Consider the following 17,709-nt stretch of genomic DNA (forward strand, 5'->3'; position numbering starts at 1 on the left):
ATCTGGCTCATGCTATCAAAGTGTTAAGTGGTTCAAAGTTGAACAAGGTGTGTATAATTTCTTGTTTCAGTATTCTAGTACAATAGAACGAGTATGTAAACCTTTCAGCTGAGACTTTTTATAAACTGCGATTGTTGAACAAAATGTAATTTAGCACTAATGATTTAAGAGAGGTTAATTACAATCAAGCGAGGGAAGAAAAGTTAAATAATATAGAGAAGATAGTGAGCAAATAAAAAGGAGCTTAATCGATAAGCTCCTTTTTATTTGCTTTTAATGACGTGTATTTCAATACATTTTAGTGGTTGTGTCCACTGTCACTGTATTAAGGTTAGAAATGACCAAATGGCGTGAGTGCATCTTGTTTATTTAAAAAGACATCATGCTCAGGTTGAGGCTCCTCAGGGGCTGCGTCGTCGACAATCTCAGGCAGCTTAGTCTTTTTACTGTCATCTTTTAGCACATAAGCCCAAGCCTGTTTGCGACCAGACGCATCATACTCCCAATACACACCTTGAACTTCAGGCTCGAAACCAGGTAATGAATTCACGCCTTCTTCTAAGGCCAAGAAATAGTCAAGGACAGCGCCGCCCCAAATTTCGCCAGGTACGATACAAAACACCCCTGGCGGATAAGGTAGGGCGCCTTCCATAGCGATACGACCTTCAATATGAGATAAAGGTACCAATTCAATATCGTTACGAACAAAGGCATTGTGCGCATCAAAGGCACGCATTGCAAACTTAGGTCGGTGCTCACGCTTGAACATTTGCTGCTGCAATAAGTTTAGTTTATATTTGGCATAAAAGTCATGCAGCTTTTGGCACAGCTCATTAATACCCAATTTGCGATACTGAGGATACGAGCGCGCCAATGATGGTAATACCTCGCTAACAGGGCTATTCGATTTAATATGAGCTTCAAAGCGCACAATACGCGCTACCAAATGCTGGAACTTAGCTAAGGTCTCAGCAGGTGTTAATAAGAACAAGATTGAGTTTAAATCTGCCTTTTCAGGTATCACCGAGCTTTCACGCAAATAGTGAGCGAGAAGCGGGGCAGGCACACCGGTTTCTTCATACTCTCCTGTGTCCATATTGATACCAGGCGTGGTCAATAATAGCTTACACGGATCGATAAAGTATTGCTTATCAGCATACTCTGTAAAGTCGTGCCAGCGTTCGCCCGCTTTAAACTCAAAGAAGCGAATATCATTGGCAATTTGCTCCGTATCGTAATCTTGCCAAGGCTTACCATCAATGGTTGGCGGTACAAAAGGTTTGATTAAGGTACAGGTATCAAGCAGCATCTTACGCGCTTCAATGCCGCCAACCACGCATTCATGCCACATGCGTTGACCTGCTTTGCCCTTGTGCATCTGAGCGTTGACATCCAATGACGCAAATAGAGGGTAGAAAGGACTAGTTGATACATGCATCATAAATGCATTGTTAAAGCGCTTGTGGTTCACATAACGCGATTGACCACTAATGTGATTGTCTTTTTTATGGATTTGTGACGCTTGTGAGAAACCAGACTGCTGTTTATGTACAGATTGGGTAACAATAATACCTGGATCATCTGGTGTTAAATCTAACAGCAGCGGTGAACAATCACGCATCATAGGGATAAATTGCTCATAACCGACCCAAGCGCTGTCAAACAAAATATAATCACATAAATGACCAATCTTATCGATTACTTGGCGGGCGTTATAAATGGTACCGTCATACGTACCTAGCTGAATAACAGCGAGGCGGAAAGGTCGCTTTTCATCGGCGCGCTCTGGGGCAACCTCACGGATACGCTCACGAATCTCATCTTCATTAAAGCAATGAGCTGCAATACCGCCAATTAAGCCATAAGCGTTGCGGTCAGTCTCTAAATACACTGCCGTTCCGCCGCTCATAGATAGAGCGCCTTGATAGACTGACTTATGGTTATTGCGATCAAATAATACTAAGTCGTTATGGGCAACCAGCGCACCAATAGCTATCTTGTTCGATGATGATGTGCCATTTAAAACAAAATACGTTTTGTCAGCATTAAACACTTTGGCCGCATGCGCTTGCGCCTGATAAGCTGGTCCTTCGTGTATTAATAAATCACCTAGGCCAACATCAGCGTTACACGAATCTGAGCGGAATAAGTTCTCACCAAAGTACATAAAGAAGCGACGCCCTGATGGATGGCGACGGAAAAACTGCCCGCCTTGGTGACCTGGGCAATCAAATGCGGCATTACCATAATCGGTATATTCACGCAGTGCTTGGAAGAAAGGAGGGTCTAAGGTGTCGATATAATGTGCAGCAGCGGCATTGACTAGCTGGCCGTTATAGTGTTTTTGATCATCGGCAAGCTCAAGCACCCCATACACATGAGGTAACCATTCGTCAGGCACACTGTCACCGTATTTAATGGCCACAAAAATGGGAATCGAAAATCCCAAATCTTCAATCTCAGCATGAGCGAAAGGCAGGTCAGCCATCGTAACCACAATGGCTGCGATATTGGTAAAGTCAGTTGCGTTGATATCTGAGAACCGGTAATTGCAGTTTAGTGCATATTCAATACCTTCACTGACGGCTACCTTCATAATTTGTTCTTTAGTGGTGTTCATAGATATTCAATCCAAGTTGTTCAAAGTATTAATAAAGTACACTAATTATTCAAAGTTTTTTTTTGTTCTCAGTTGAGTTTTTAGGTGCTTATGAGTCTTTAGGTGCTTTAGTTATCGAGTATTCCACGCTTGTTATATGACGCATCATAGCATTCGCGTGCTGCTGTATGATGCCATAGCCTGGCCATTTAGTAAAAACAAATGTTGATTATTTAATAAACCATATTTTGAGTAAAATAAATATCAGTTTAATGGTCTAAAAAGTTGGCTGCAGCAAGGGTTTAGCGTCTTTATACTGACGCATTTTTATTGTTGATGTAGAACTAACATAATCTAATAGAATTCTGACCTAACAGTAATATGGCGTATTGCTTTATCAAGCTGCAAGTTTAATCCGTCAATTACTGTTAGCCTAGTTTTGCTATAATCTAACTATTTTTTAGTCCATAGCTTGCCTGCAGGTTAAGCCTATCATGCTGGAGTCAGCAGATGTTAAATGAGTCATCCTTTACAGGCATTGAAAGCCTACCACTTGCATTTGGTGTCATTATGGCCATCATTGGCCTGGTATTTTATACCCAAGGATTACCAGGGAAATTTTGGCGGCGTTTTTATGCGGTACTGCCCGGCATTGTACTGTGCTGTTTTGTGCCAGCGATTTTAAACAGTTTGGGCGTATTTGCTGATGGCATAGGCTCACAAATATACGGGTTTACCGCCACTTATTTATTACCTGCCAGCTTACTGTTAATGACCCTATCAATGGATGTACCCAAAATATTGGGTTTGGGATGGAAGGCAGTGGCCATGTTCTTTGCTGCCAGTGTTGCGATTGTCATCAGTGGCCCAATAAGTTTGGGTATCGCTAAATGGGTATCGCCAGGCATGTTTGTCGATGACACCTTATGGCGTGGATTTTCTGCAGTGGCGGGTAGCTGGATTGGCGGAGCAGCCAACCAAGCAGCGATGAAAGAGTTGTTTGGCGTCAGCGATGATTTATTTGGCATGATGATTTTGGTAGATACGACCAACGCCTCACTATGGCTACTAGCCATACTACTGATGGCCAAACACAGCGCAAAAATTGATAAATGGCTAAAAGCAGATAACAATAGCATCGAAAAAGTAGTGGCTGCGGTTGAAAACTATGAGCGTGATAATGCGCGACCAGGTAGCCTTAATGATTTGATGGTTATGTTTGGTTTATGCTTTGCGATGGTCGGTGTGGCGCACTTTGTGGGCGGGCAAATAGCCAATTATTTCGCTCCTTATAGCTGGGCCGTTCAATATAGCTTTGCCAGCTCGTTTTTTTGGATGGTGGTGATTATCACCTTAATTGGCGTAGGCTTTTCTTTTACCAAAATACGCCGTTTGGACCATATCGGTGCCTCTAAAATTGGTACGGTGTTTATCTTTGTATTGATTGCTGCCATCGGGATGCAAATTAATCTAAATGGTTTGGTATCACAGTGGCGCTTATTGTTGATTGGCTTATTATGGATGTCGATCCATGTGGCAATTATCTTTATGGTCGCGCGGTTGATACGGGCACCATTTTTCTTCCTAGCGGTAGGATCTAACGCCAATACCGGCGGCGCATCGTCAGCCCCAATTGTGGCTACCGCCTTTCATCCGTCATTGGCACCGGTCGGTGTGTTTTTAGGTATTCTAGGTTATGCCGTTGGTACAGTTGGCGGTTATGTTAGCACCCAACTTATGCGCTTAGTAGTGGGTGGGTAAGCATTAAATAAGTCAGCTCAAATAGCGTTTAAACAAAAGGATGTGTCTCTTATGTTCGGTATCATCAAAGATTGGCGTGAACAGTGGATTGTTGACCATAGCCCCTATACGGATGAACAGTGGCGACGCATCGCGGCCAAAATAGACATCCTTGATCGACTTAACGACCAAGAGCTAACCAGACTGATTCATTTAGCGATATTGTTTTTGCATGATAAGTCTATCAATGGGGTACAGGGCTTTGAAGTGACTGATGCTATGAAGCAGTCGATTGCATTACAAGCCTGCCTGCCCATTTTAAATCTAGGATTAGACTGGTATAAAGGCTGGAGTTCGGTATTAATTTATCCAAGCAGTTATATCAGTGAGACCACAGCCACAGATGAGGTTGGCGTGGTCCATACTGGTTATCAACACCGCAGCGGTGAAGCGTGGCTGCATGGGCCGGTTATTTTATCTTGGGATGATGTCAAAGATGCGGGGAGGCGTGATGGCCATAATGTGGTGATTCATGAGTTTGTACATAAGCTAGACATGTTAAATGGGCGTGCTAATGGCTTTCCTCCGATACAGTCGGCTGTTGATCGTGAGCGATGGACGAAGATAATGGAGCAAGGCTTTGCTGAATTTCAATATAGTGCCAAGGCGGGTATTGATGATTATGGCGCAACCAGTCCTGCTGAATTTTTTGCGGTATTAAGCGAAGTGTTTTTTGAAAGGCCTCAGGATTTAATTGATGCGTATCCTGATATCTATCAGCTGATGGTTGAGTTTTTTCAGCAACAGCCATTGTCCTAATGGTCACATCTGCTGATATAGCTTGTATGATTTAGCTAGTGGGATTTAACTAGTTACAGTTACAACAGTCACTCTCGATAAGCTCGGCTACTCTCGATAAGGCCGGCCATTATAAAGCACGGTATCGGCAATTTTCTGCGCATAGCTTTCAACACTGACACTCAAGCCCGATTGCATTGAGCTTTGTTTATCCTTATTTTTCGCTGTTAAACCAGACGCTTGTGGCGTCTCAAAACTATCCCATTGCTTATAAATTGGATCAAGCCCGTATTCACATACTTGCGGCATCTCTACCCAGTAAGCATCAGGATGGTGCTCGGTGAGATAGTGCTGCAAAAAGCGGCGGGTATGCTTAGCAATTTTAGTGCCCGTATCATGCTCATCAAAGGCCAGCTTATATTGCTCTTCATCCTCTAAGGTCTGCTCAGTAAATTCAACCGACACATCATGCCATTGATTATAAATCATAGCGTGTAGCGACAAGCCTCGCTGTGTTAACGCATCTATTACCAACAACGTCTGATCAATGCTTTCTGGCTGCCCAGATGTGACCACAATCACCGGATGCCCTTGTGAGGCCATATAATCTATAGTCAGTACAGACTCATTCAAAGGCGACATAATTCCGCCTTCAATCTCTAACAGCACCAGTTCATGTTGCAGCTGCAATTGCTTGGTAGCAACGGCCAATCTTCTTGGATGGATACTGACATCTTGCAAATTTGACGCTAAATATGGAGAAGCAGGGAAGGGGAACACAAAAGGGCAGCTTTCAGATACCTTATCGACCAGTTGCAATGGCATTTGCATCATTCTTCGGTGTACTCTGATATCAGTTGCCACATCTTCATCACAGCCGGTTTGCACCAGCTTTTGAGTAATGACATTAACCCCATGCTCGAACAGCATTTTACCAAGATAGCCTGTTGCATAGGTTTTACCAATATGGGGACCGGCGCCAGTAATAAAAAATACGCTCATATTTTATTCTGCTTTATATAATATATTAGTGATTAGCTTTGGAGTTCAAACAGCCTATCTAGAAATTTATTTTTATTAACTGAGCCATCTTTATTAAGACAGGATTTGTCCACGAAAAGATAATGTGTCCAATTTGGATCTGGCGATAAGCGGTTAAGCTCGCTGACAATTTCGACTTCATTCATATTAGTAAAGTCTTTATTAATCAGTGCGTTGGCAAGTTCTATTATTAGCTCATTTCTTATATATTCTTCTGAATTTAAGTAAGCAAAGACTTTGTCAAAAAATTTATCATAATTAATAGACCCATTATCGTTTAAATAGTCGTCACTCCAAAATATATACTCGCTCCATTTTGGGTCTGGTAATAAAGTATCTAACTCATTACATATTGCAACTTCTCTAACTTCAGACGCCTTTCCACTTAATAATTCGTCAAGCAATTTAACAGCCTTTGGGTTGACCATACTATTATAACTCATGGTTTATTCCTGTGTTTTTATAGTCAATTCTTAGCTCTATAAGGTTAAACTGTATCTTAATATCTTACCTGCAAAGTTATAAATATCTATTAAGACTAATGCTATCAGTTCTGATGCTAACTAACTGTGAATACTTTAGGATAAGCCGTTACCATACAAACCATTTCTTTATAAACAATTTAATTAACCAAGTTACTCACTAGCTCAATAAAAAGCGAACCCCAGCATTGGCATGTATATGAGCTGTATCAAATACAGGTATGTGGCTATCATTACTATTAATCAATAAACCTATTTCGGTGCATCCTAGAATAACTCCCTGAGCTCCTTGCTCCGATAAACTTCTTATGACTTGTATAAAGGCTGTTTTAGACTTTGCATTAATAACGCCTTGGCAAAGCTCATCGTAAATAATGCTATGTACAACATTCTGCTGTGTATCATCTGGCACGATGACATCAATACCGGCTTCTATAAAACGGCTTTTATAAAAGTGAGTGGCATTATCTGACGCATCACCCATAGTGAATTTGGTACCTAACAGCGCTATTTTGTTCAATCCTTTGGCTTGTATAGCACTAACAGTAGCGTCAGCGATGTGAATCAAAGGTAGACCACTGGCTTTAATGACATTGTCTGCTAACTTATGCATCGTATTAGTGGCAATTAATAAACCTTCAGCGCCTGCAAGTTTTAAGCGCTTAGCACTGTCTTCCATAACTTGTGCCATTGCCTCCCAATCACCTTGAGCTTGTAATGCCTCTATATGAGCAAAATCCAGGCTATGCATTAAAATATCTGCTGAATGTTGACCACCTAAAGATTCGCGAACACCTTCATTAATAAGCTTGTAGTAAGTTAACGTACTCTCCCAGCTCATACCACCGATGATAGCCAGTGTTCTTTGTTGCTTCATAATAACCCTTATTGGTAATTTTTATTTTTTAGGACTGCACTATAGCTTAAGTAAACAGCTTACATAACTAGCCAGCGAATACGCATTCTTTTGCTCAGATTCACATTGTTCAGCATCAACGTTAAGCTGTGAATTAAAACTAGGCAAATTAACCCAATGCGTATCAGGGTACTCACGTTTTAGATACTTTTGTAGATAATCCTTAGTACTATCAGTAATCTGCGCATCAGGCTCATAGTCTGAGACTAAACGCTTTTCAGGTTGCCATTCATTATAAATAATCGCATGCAGCGGTAATTGTCGCTGCTTTAGTGCCTCTATACTTAACAAGGTGTGATTAATACTTCCCAAGCGTCCTGATGTGACCAAGATAACCGGATAACCTTGGCTGGCGACATAATCTATGGTTAGTAATGAATCATTGAGAGGAACCATAAGCCCGCCAGCACCTTCAAGTAACACGATTTCATATTGGGCTGATAAACGCTTAGTGGCTTGAGTAATCACATCTGAATCAATCTTCACACCTTCTATCAGTGATGACAAATGCGGTGATGCGGGCTTGCTAAACACATATGGGCAGGTGAGGCCTTGCTTATCGACTGTTTGTATTGGTATACCCATCATATCTCGATGACAATTAATATCCTCACTAATACCTTCACAACCGGTTTGAACCAGTTTTTGAGTCATTACTGTGCTTTCATTTGACTGGCTATGTTGTAACAATGTTCGAGCTAAGGCGCCGGTCGCATAGGTCTTGCCAATATCGGTATCGATGCCGCTGATAAAATACACACTCATTTTAAATAATCCGTTAATACCTGTTTTAAGCGATCACATAGCAGCAAAAGCTCCTCATCGGTCATGATGATTGGCGGCATGATATATACCAGCTTCCCAAAAGGTCTAATCCAAACCTTGTGTTTTAACAGTAACTCTTGAAAGCGCGGCATATCAACCGCTTGCTGAAGTTCAATAACGCCAATAGCACCTATCACACGCACATCAACGACTGACTTAAGCTCTGATAATGGCTGTAAATACTGCTGTAATTGTGACTCAATATGGCGCGCACGTTTGGGATAATCACCGTCAATAATTAACTCAACTGAGGCCAAAGCGACAGAACAGGCTAGGGGGTTACCCATAAAAGTTGGGCCATGCATCAGCGCCGCATAGTCACTATTGGCAATACTCTCAGCCACATAGCGTTGACATAAAGTCGCTGCGAAAGTCATATAACCACCGGTTATTGCTTTGCCAACGGTCATAATATCAGGTGATGTTTGCGCGTGTTCACAAGCAAACATTTTCCCAGTGCGTCCAAAGCCTGTGGCTATCTCATCAGCAATGAGTAATATGTCATATTGATCACACAGCTTTCGTAGTAGCGTTAAATACTCAGGATTGTAAATACGCATCCCGCCAGCACCTTGAACCACAGGTTCTATTATAAAAGCGGCCATATGATACTGATTTTGTTCAAAAAATTGGGTTAATTGCTGCTTAATATCAGTGCTTAACGGCGTATTAAAGCCATTTTTAGGCTTGTCAGTGAACAATTGTACTGGTAATTGCTTGCCATAGATACTGTGCATGCCAGTGACCGGATCACAGATACTCATCGCATGCCAGGTATCACCATAATAACCAGAACGAGTGGTTGCAATTTGATTGCGCTGAGGCTTATTTTGGGATAATTGATACTGTAAGGCCATTTTTAGAGCAACTTCAACCGCAATACTGCCGCTGTCTGCATAAAATATCGCATCTAAGCCATTAGGGACGATTGACAGTAGTTTTTTGCCCAAATCGATGGCAGGTTGATGGGTTAAGCCGCCAAACATGACATGTGCCATATTAGACAGCTGATTGGTGATAGCTGCATTTAGTTTGGGATGGTTGTAGCCGTGAGTGGCTGCCCACCAAGATGACATGCCATCGATGAGAGCATCGCCAGAGGCAGTATATAAATAGACGCCATCAGCTTTGTCGATCACTAAGTTAGGATATGCTGGCGGTAAAGTTGCATATGGATGCCATAAATGGTTTTGATCAAAGTTATCGAAGCTATTGTAGTTAATGTCGTTATCTGGGTTCATATTATTATTTAATAGGTTGTTTGAGTTTTAGTTTGAATGATTCATTGACTGACTGACTGTTTAAGTTGTTAGGCTGCAAAATATTTTTGTCGTTTAATTTTAACTAGCAATGAAAGCCAACATCATGATGACAGTCATTATAAACTAAGCGCTCATTAATAAAGTCAGTTTATCATTGTGATTCAATAGTAATAGGTTTTGTCGTTAAATATAAGCTTAATCAATTTAGCCAAAACCGGTTGGTTCGTTTTCGCATAATGTATATTATGTTAAATAAGGTCTAATATATAACTCTTAAGCAAATTGATTTGTAGTAACTGCACGTATTCCTATCCCCTATGGATATTAGCGATATATCTCGCTAGTGATTTATAAAGAGCATTAAAATATAATTTAAATGCTGCCCAATGTTATGATCGAGTTAGCACCCATAACCATAGTAAGTAGCGATGAATTTTATGGTGTTATGAGGATAATGCCGCACACATGGGTATAATATCAGTACATTTAATAGCGACCTGCCTAAAAAAGTCAGCCACTATAACAATCAAACAATGCAGAATAAACATTGAATTTATCTACCAAAACAAGAACCGCCCACCTTATCATTGCTTTAGGCGTATTTGGTTTGCTGTATTCTTTAACCAATAGCTACGCAGATGCGTTATGGCAGCAGCAGCCAAAAAAAGTGATTAATTTAGCCCTATCTATAGATAGCCATATACCGTTTATCAGCGCTATGATTGTCCCATATAGCTGGTCGATTCTATTATTTTGCACGGGCTTTTTTTTAGTCAACACACAACATCAGCTGTCTATGCTAACTCGTAGGCTTGTGTTATCTACCCTATTTGCCTGTTTTGTATTCTACCTCTTTCCTGCGCGCTTCTCATTTAATCGTCCTGAAACAATAGGCTGGCTAGGTTATGGGTATGATTTTTTAGCAATCACTGATAAGCCCTATAATCAATTTCCCTCGTTGCATGTGGCTTATGCACTACTGATTGGCGGCAGTTTGTACCCTATCGTTAAACGAACAACCACAAAAATTCTGCTACTGCTTATTTGCGGGCTGATTATCATATCTACTGTGTTTACCTATCAGCATCATCTGCTAGATGTATTGGGCGGTTTTGTTTTAGCGGCTCTGGTCTGGCAATTGGCAGGCAGGATGCGAAGCCATCTCGTTTTGAAATATATAACGGTTGCCATTAGTGGCTTTTTGATCATAGCGATTACTGCATACTTGTTAGCATATGACTCGTCTAACTTTTGGATAAATTTGGCGCTTATTGTTGCTGTCTATTGGCTTATAAGTTTTCTAACCTTAGCATGGGCGTATCAATATCCGAGTATATCTCGCAATAGACTATGGTTTACCAAAACATTATCGGGGCAACATCGTTTTTGGGTTTGGCTGGCATTTTCTCCGCTAATCTCAACCTACTATTTAATGTGGCGACTGCGCTTTTTATTATCAAAGTCTGCCACATCATCTCTAAACCAAATTCCTTTATATTGGATAACCCATACTAAGTCAGAGTCATTTAAACCAACCAAGTTATCTCAGACATATACAGTAGCGACAGCTAGGTTGCCATGCTCAGTGACAATTGAACCGAATAAACCAGTGAAAACACTAATTGTGATAGATTTAGCTGCTGAGATATCAAGTCATTATGGTTATTTAGAAAAAGACCAATTAGAGCAAGACCAAACATCGCACACTTATATCTACTTCCCTATACTGGATTTGCAGCCCCTATCAGATATTGCACTCACAGAATTTATATCATTATTTGAGAAAATAGATGCTTGTATTGAGCAAAACATCAATAACAACACCCCTACTATCATACATTTTCATTGCGTGATGGGTATGTCGCGCAGTGTTGCAATACAAATCTTATATCTACTATATTGTGGTCAGCTTACTGTCGATAACTATAAACAATGGTTGGATGAGTACTATCCAAATGCACATGTTAATGAGACTTATTTGTCATACGATTTAATACAAAAAATTAGCAACTACTCTTCGAACCATTCAACGATGAATTAAATAAGACGGGTATTTAAAACCATCTTCTAGCAGTTATTGCTCTCATGTTCTGGACTCCTGCTCACTTATTTATTGCAGCTATACTGACGATCAATGCTGGCTTACTAGTGGTCCTATCTGTACTATTTAATAATAAGTTTGCTTCCCAAAAGCTATTTATCCAGCTTTTGACGCATGGCCCAATTTAAAACAGGACTGGGCAGTTTATTCAAAGCATGTGTTAAAAAGCGCATTTTTTTAGGAAATATAGCCAATTCATCATTGCTACTAATAGCCTGCATAATATGAGCGACAGCGTCATGCTCTTCCATAATAAACGGCTTGTGACTGGCATCGCCGTAATTTAAATCACGTAATGTTTGTGTATTTACATACCCCATTGCCATACAATTAACCTGTATACCAAATGGCGCTAGAGCTAAGCGATATGCTGATGCTGTCGCTATCATTGCGCGTTTACACTTAGCATATAAGCTGGCATAAGGGTAATTCACCACACCTGCCATCGATGACAGACAAATCAAAGCTGGCTGAATAACCTGTTGGCTACAGTCATTTTTTGCAGGCTCGGTCGTACTTTTTGCCATCAACTGCCGACTTGCCCAATCAAATACGGCATGAAATGCTTGCAGATTAATAGCAAGCATCCTTGCACTATCAACCTTATCTAATTGATGAACTCGCTCATTGAGATACCAGCCTGCACAGTAAATAAGCCGAGTAAATGCCAAATCTTCAAGCTGAGATAACAGCGCGATACGACTACCAATATCGGTAATATCACATTGATAAATATGCAAATCTGGATGGGCGGTGCGTAATGCCTCAATTTTCTCTAAATTACTACCAACCACCACCACTTGCCAGCCTAACTTTTGATGCTCTTTTGCCAATGCGAGTCCGACGCCACTGGTGCCCCCTATAATAACTATTATGGGCTTGGTTTTTGATTGCAAAAGGCTTAAGTTAAGAGACATAGTCATATGGTTTTGATCTTTATATCTAAAGGTTTAATATCCAAGGATTAGCAATCGCTATTCAAATAATCTAATGTACGCTGATAGCCATAGTCCCACTGTGTCTGCATTTGCTGTTTGAAGATATCAAAAGGAGCATGGACTAAATCAAGATTAAACTGTTTAAGGTTAATTTTTTTAGCCACATGCTGACCTGCCAAGACGCTGCCATTATCTGCAAATGGTAGCCAGTGAATCTGGTTGGTCAAAGATTTATTAACTTGTTGATATTCATTGACAGATTGCAGCCTCTCGTTTGCATCAAAACCAAAAATCCGTTTAATCGCTGGCACGGCAAGATAGGAGTCATACGGTTGCTTAGTTTCTGCAAACACGGTATGCCCCAATTGACAAGCCAGTTCTATCGGGGTTAAATCAATGACACCGCCCAAACACCATCCAACATTGTCAACATGTATCGGCGTTAGATAATACATGTCCGCCATTGAAGCACGTACTGCTTGGGCAATTTGCCAACCGCTATTCTGATTGCCGTTATTACTATTGTCTCCTCTACCACCTACTACTTTAATGGTAGGCTTTAGACGCTCTGGCGTATAATGATATGTTGGACATTCAAGCGTGGAGAGGTTTATTGATTTATTACAGACAAGCTTTTTAGGTGCGAATAAAACCTCTTGCAGCTTAGCAGACGTGTTGTTATTTATATCAGACGATGGATACAAACGACTGGCAATAATAGCAATGTCAGGTGCGCTTGATGATTTTATTAATTGTGATGACTGATATTTAGGTTTTAATGCCAGTAAATCATCTAACCAATACCTTTCATTAGCAATCTCAAACATGGCTAATTGTTGCAGTTCAATCAGTAACGCCTGATAGCTACTTATTAGATTATGCTTATTCTTTAATGATTTTGACGATTTGGAAGATGCACGCCAACGTTTTATGGCATGGTATGCATACTTAGACAGCCCTTGTCCTGATAAAGCTTTTCTCAATAAGCTCCCTTTAAGCGCTCTTGCTTGAAAAGCACTCACGGCATCATATACTTCACGTCTTTGTATGAGCGCATGTAAGTCTTTTGGGTCTGGCGCAATATCAACCAGTAAAGAGGCAAAGCTGCCCCCGCAGGTCGCCAAAATGACATCAGGCGCTATACCCTTGTCATGCAGGCAAGCATAGCTCCCTAAGTAATAGCCAAAACGAGACCCTCCGCCCGAGAATACTTGTACTCGGTCGTAGGGTTGCTCGTTTGGCTTGTCATTGAGCTCTGTCATAAAATTAAATGACCGCTTAATTTGACGATACTTTTTTAGCTAATGAGACGGTGAAAATACCAAAGCGGTCTATACGCATGGCGACTTTTTCGAAGCCTGCTTGGTTCACCAATTGATCCATCTCCGCTTGTGAGCGACAACGCATGACCCAATCAGACCCTCGGTGATTATTTAAGGTTTTACTTATAAACTCCTGCTCTGGATGCCAAGGCTGATTGGTATAAAGAAAATAACCGCCCTCATTTAGACTATCATAGATGCCGTTAATAGCGGTTTGCACAAGTTCGTTATCAGAGAACAGCTCAAAAACCCCTGATGCAATAGCAATATCAAAGCCGTTGGCTGGTTGTTCGGTTGCTTTTTTGTTGCTGGTATAACTGCTTGCATCAAAGGCATCTTTTTGTACCACAGTCACACGACTATCAAACTCAAACTGTGCTGCTTTTTGTTCCATGACGGTGACATTGTGGGTATCATAATCTCGAAGTTCTACTTGCAGATTATTAAACTCACTAAGCAAGTCAAACACGTAATAACCATTACCACTGGCGATATCAAATAGATTGATTAGTGAGTTATTTTTTGACTGCTCTTGTGAATCAGTTGCATTTTGAATGTCGTTTATCGCGATTCGTGCCAGCTCTAACAAATGCTCACGGCGAATACGAATACCCTGCCAGCCAATATTATTGAGATAAAATTTATCAATGGCTTTGCCCACAGCGTTAGCGCCCTTTGGCTCATTGGCATACACTTTATCGAGGGAACTACCAGAGTCAAAGCCATGTTCAAGACCTGTGGCGACTGCATCACTGATATGACCAAACTTTTGCATTACCAAGCGTGTTAAAGCAAAGCTTGGATTAAAGGGTTTGATGGCAAGGCGGTCTACCCTATCTCTACTGGCGCTGTCTTTATGAGCTTCGGTTAAGTCAACTTTAGCCACAGGCTTGGCAAATAACTCATCAGAGAATGCGAGACAGTCATCAATAATATCGGCTTTATTTGTTTCATGGAATATTGCATGAAAGCTGTCAGGATATAGTTGCCAGCGTTTTATAGGTGAGCATAGACGCTCATAAAACTGACGCTCCGCTTGCTTATCAACCACATAATCCTTGCCTGCACACAACACAAACGTTGGTACAGTAATAGCATCAGCATCATCAAGCAAACGCTGACCTGTGGCATGTGTATCAATCAATAAATCACTCGAAATAGACCCAGAGATAAGCGGATCATCATTGTATGCTTGCTGCGCTTCTTTATCATGGGTGAGCACTTGCGCTTTGACATAACTTGATACACGGCTCATAAAACCGAGTTTTCGGGCGACTTTAAGCGCAGGTATTGCAAATGGAATATACAAGCGTATGCTAATTGCTGGCGTGCCAAGTATCATCCCTCGAATGGTCGGCGCATAGTCATGCACCCAAGCTGCGGCTAATACCGCACCGATACTGCTAGCGACAATCAATGTATCTTCGATGGGTATGCCCGTTTTGCCAATAACCATACGCACGAAATCATCCAAATCACGCTCAAGTTGAGTAACGCTCTCTGCATGGTCTTTGATACCTCCTGAACGACCATTACCTCGCGCATCCCAAGCGAATACTTGGTAACCTGCCTCGGCATAACGAGTACCTAGCTCATCTAGACGTCCGGAATGTTCATGACCACGATGCAATAAGATAACTTGCCGCTCAGCTTGCAGGCTTTGTTCTGATGTTTTCTTATCAATATTTGCAGTGTCATTTAATGGCTGTGCTAACCAATAACGATAATAAATTGCTGTGCCGTCATAGGCGTTATAGGCGCCCTGCCCTATCGTGATGTCTTTATTTGAATAACCGTCTTGTGATGGGTCATTTTCCAATGAATGGGTATCTAGCATAAGTGACGTGTCCTTACTGGCATTAATAGGATTATTTATAAGTGTGATGGCTGTGAAATTTTTATTCTCAAGAGGAGCATTTAAATTTTTTATAGTTAACGAATCAATAGTGTTATGTTCTGACAGCTCTGACTTTAGACAGGGAGCAGGATGCATGGCAATAAATCCAGCCTTTGCCATTGCCCCTATTCTATTCAAGCAGGTCTTTAACAGTAACAGTTGGCTTATCATTAATAGCGACCCAGTATACCGATAGACAGGCACACCTAGCCCTGACAACAAGCCAATAACACCTAATAATAAGGCTCTATCACTCTTACCTAAAGGCCCATGATTGGTACGTGTACCTATCGAACAGATTGAAATGAGAGTGCAATGAGTCAGACGAGGATAATTGAGATGAGTTTACATGTGGTCGCAAGCTATTGATTAATAAACTATCAGAGATAATATCGCCTGATTCGTTTAACACAGCGCCAAGTTTCGATGCTTGCCCATGCTCTCTTGCCATCATCCCGTCTATGGCATTAAACGCCATACGAATAAATAATGACAGTGGCAATATAAACCATTTATTTGTGTCGTTTTGAGCATGAGCGATGACGTAGGCCGTGCCTGCACTTAGGATAATTGCACTGACGGTCACTTGATTTGCCGTGACGCCCTTTTTAACCAAATTATCGCTAATAGGTCGCAAGGTGTTTTGAAATTGTGTTTTAAGTTGATAAACAGACATGAGAGGTTAACTTTGACAGATAAGAAAATGATAAATAGATTGTTATTTATCTAAACACAGTTTGTCATTAGCGTCTACTTATTTAGAATGGATTTGTTAATTTTGCATAAGTGATCAAAACGCCCGTTTTTTCATGATCATAAACCACTACGCTATTATTCAACGCCCATTATTCCCATTTACTCATCCATAGGTCTGTAAAAAACACTAAACCCTATCTTTTGTTTAAAGCGCTTCCTGCGTAAACAACTCCGTTAATAACCCTGGTTATTCTTCAAACCCTTTAATGATCACTCTAATCTCAAAACTTAAGCAAGCCTTAAGTTTGCTTTGATTAAATAACCTTATCAACTGGCTAACAGCCATTACTTACTGCCTTCAATAAGTCAGTAAATTTAGAATAAGGAACAATTAATCATGAATCATTATAGCGAATCGAATAACCCTCACACCTCATATTCAGCGCCAATCCAAGACAAACACACTATTAAAGTATGGGACATCTGTGTCCGCTTTACCCATTGGGTCATTGCTGCTGGCATTTTGGCAAACCTTGCCTTTACCGATGATGGCAGCGAGCTTCACGAATACGTGGGCTATGTCGTTGTGGGATTGGTAGTACTGCGTCTTATTTGGGGTTTTATCGGCACTCGCTATGCTAGATTTAGTAACTTCTTCCCGACCCCTGCCCGATTAAAATCACACCTGAAAGCCTTAAGCCATCACCAAATACCGCAAAACAATGTCAATAATGTCGGCCATAATCCGCTGGCTGCATTAATGATGTTTGCTTTATGGGCCGTCATCATTGGTCTGGGTATAACCGGCTACGCCATGGAAGCGCACATTATTGCTGACGAAGATACGCTTGAGGACATTCATGAGGTATTTGCCAGCAGCTTATATTTACTCGTGCCTTTGCATGTGCTGTCTGCAATTTTAATGAGCCGTTTGCAAAAACAAAACTTAATTAAATCAATGATTACCGGCAATAAACAAGTGGTTGTTAGTGACTTAAACACCAAATAAATCAAAGCTAATTATCTAAATTTTTGCCCCTTAAGAATGCTTTAAGGTTCACAACGTATGCTTATCTTAGTTAAGTAAAACTA

The 17,709-nt window shown here is 41.0% G+C and carries 14 protein-coding genes; 4 read left to right on the forward strand and 10 right to left on the reverse strand.

From position 1 onward, the window contains the following. Positions 1-331 precede the first annotated feature (331 nt). Positions 332-2,620, reverse strand: a complete 2,289-nt coding sequence (locus tag A6J60_RS01060) for an ornithine decarboxylase (RefSeq protein ID WP_319830049.1) — start codon at positions 2,618-2,620, stop codon at positions 332-334. Positions 2,621-3,109: 489 nt separating this feature from the next. Here A6J60_RS01060 and A6J60_RS01065 point away from each other — a divergent pair, with 489 nt between their 5' ends. Both A6J60_RS01065 and A6J60_RS01070 read left to right on the forward strand, forming a co-directional pair. Further along, positions 3,110-4,360 carry a DUF819 domain-containing protein gene (locus A6J60_RS01065; protein WP_096064351.1) on the forward strand — a complete coding sequence of 417 codons (1,251 nt, stop codon included), beginning with the start codon at positions 3,110-3,112 and terminating at the stop codon, positions 4,358-4,360. A gap of 51 nt (positions 4,361-4,411) precedes the next feature. Continuing rightward, positions 4,412-5,158, forward strand: coding sequence for a zinc-dependent peptidase (locus tag A6J60_RS01070; protein ID WP_096064352.1), 747 nt, complete (start codon positions 4,412-4,414; stop codon positions 5,156-5,158). 87 nt (positions 5,159-5,245) lie between these two features. Here the strand turns inward: A6J60_RS01070 and bioD (A6J60_RS01075) are convergent, their stop codons facing one another. From bioD (A6J60_RS01075) to bioA, 5 genes are all read right to left on the reverse strand, one after another. After that, positions 5,246-6,139, reverse strand: coding sequence for a dethiobiotin synthase (gene bioD, locus A6J60_RS01075; RefSeq protein WP_096064353.1), 894 nt, complete (start codon positions 6,137-6,139; stop codon positions 5,246-5,248). A gap of 32 nt (positions 6,140-6,171) precedes the next feature. Further along, positions 6,172-6,621 (reverse strand): hypothetical protein, encoded by a 450-nt coding sequence (locus tag A6J60_RS01080; protein WP_096064354.1) that lies wholly within the window; start codon positions 6,619-6,621, stop codon positions 6,172-6,174. Positions 6,622-6,820: 199 nt separating this feature from the next. Continuing rightward, positions 6,821-7,537: an aspartate/glutamate racemase family protein gene (locus tag A6J60_RS01085; protein WP_096064355.1), complete on the reverse strand. Its 717-nt coding sequence runs from the start codon at positions 7,535-7,537 to the stop codon at positions 6,821-6,823. 39 nt (positions 7,538-7,576) lie between these two features. Beyond that, entirely contained in the window at positions 7,577-8,341 is a 765-nt protein-coding gene (gene bioD / locus A6J60_RS01090) for a dethiobiotin synthase (protein WP_096064356.1), read from the reverse strand. Then, a complete protein-coding gene (gene bioA / locus A6J60_RS01095; protein ID WP_193777997.1) occupies positions 8,338-9,642 on the reverse strand; it encodes an adenosylmethionine--8-amino-7-oxononanoate transaminase in 1,305 nt (434 codons plus the stop codon). The genes bioD (A6J60_RS01090) and bioA overlap by 4 nt, the downstream gene beginning before the upstream one ends. Before the next feature lie 688 nt (positions 9,643-10,330). Here bioA and A6J60_RS01100 point away from each other — a divergent pair. After that, complete coding sequence (locus tag A6J60_RS01100; RefSeq protein WP_127891422.1) at positions 10,331-11,704, forward strand: phosphatase PAP2 family protein; 1,374 nt, start codon at positions 10,331-10,333, stop codon at positions 11,702-11,704. 152 nt (positions 11,705-11,856) lie between these two features. On the opposite strand, the gene A6J60_RS01105 is transcribed toward A6J60_RS01100, so the two are convergent. From A6J60_RS01105 to A6J60_RS01120, 4 genes are all read right to left on the reverse strand, one after another. Next, positions 11,857-12,687, reverse strand: coding sequence for an SDR family NAD(P)-dependent oxidoreductase (locus tag A6J60_RS01105; protein WP_096064358.1), 831 nt, complete (start codon positions 12,685-12,687; stop codon positions 11,857-11,859). A gap of 41 nt (positions 12,688-12,728) precedes the next feature. Further along, a complete protein-coding gene (locus A6J60_RS01110; RefSeq protein WP_102993943.1) occupies positions 12,729-13,964 on the reverse strand; it encodes a patatin-like phospholipase family protein in 1,236 nt (411 codons plus the stop codon). Between the two features lie 16 nt (positions 13,965-13,980). Next, positions 13,981-15,861 (reverse strand): bifunctional alpha/beta hydrolase/class I SAM-dependent methyltransferase, encoded by a 1,881-nt coding sequence (locus A6J60_RS01115; protein ID WP_193777998.1) that lies wholly within the window; start codon positions 15,859-15,861, stop codon positions 13,981-13,983. Between the two features lie 316 nt (positions 15,862-16,177). Beyond that, positions 16,178-16,597: a CDP-alcohol phosphatidyltransferase family protein gene (locus tag A6J60_RS01120; RefSeq protein ID WP_096064361.1), complete on the reverse strand. Its 420-nt coding sequence runs from the start codon at positions 16,595-16,597 to the stop codon at positions 16,178-16,180. A 417-nt stretch (positions 16,598-17,014) separates the two neighbouring features. On the opposite strand from A6J60_RS01120, the gene A6J60_RS01125 reads away from it, so the two are divergent. Next, entirely contained in the window at positions 17,015-17,626 is a 612-nt protein-coding gene (locus A6J60_RS01125) for a cytochrome b/b6 domain-containing protein (protein ID WP_096064362.1), read from the forward strand. The last annotated feature ends 83 nt before the right edge of the window (positions 17,627-17,709 follow it).

Origin of the sequence: Psychrobacter sp. FDAARGOS_221 (genome assembly GCF_002313155.2) — a bacterium.
GTDB lineage: Bacteria > Pseudomonadota > Gammaproteobacteria > Pseudomonadales > Moraxellaceae > Psychrobacter.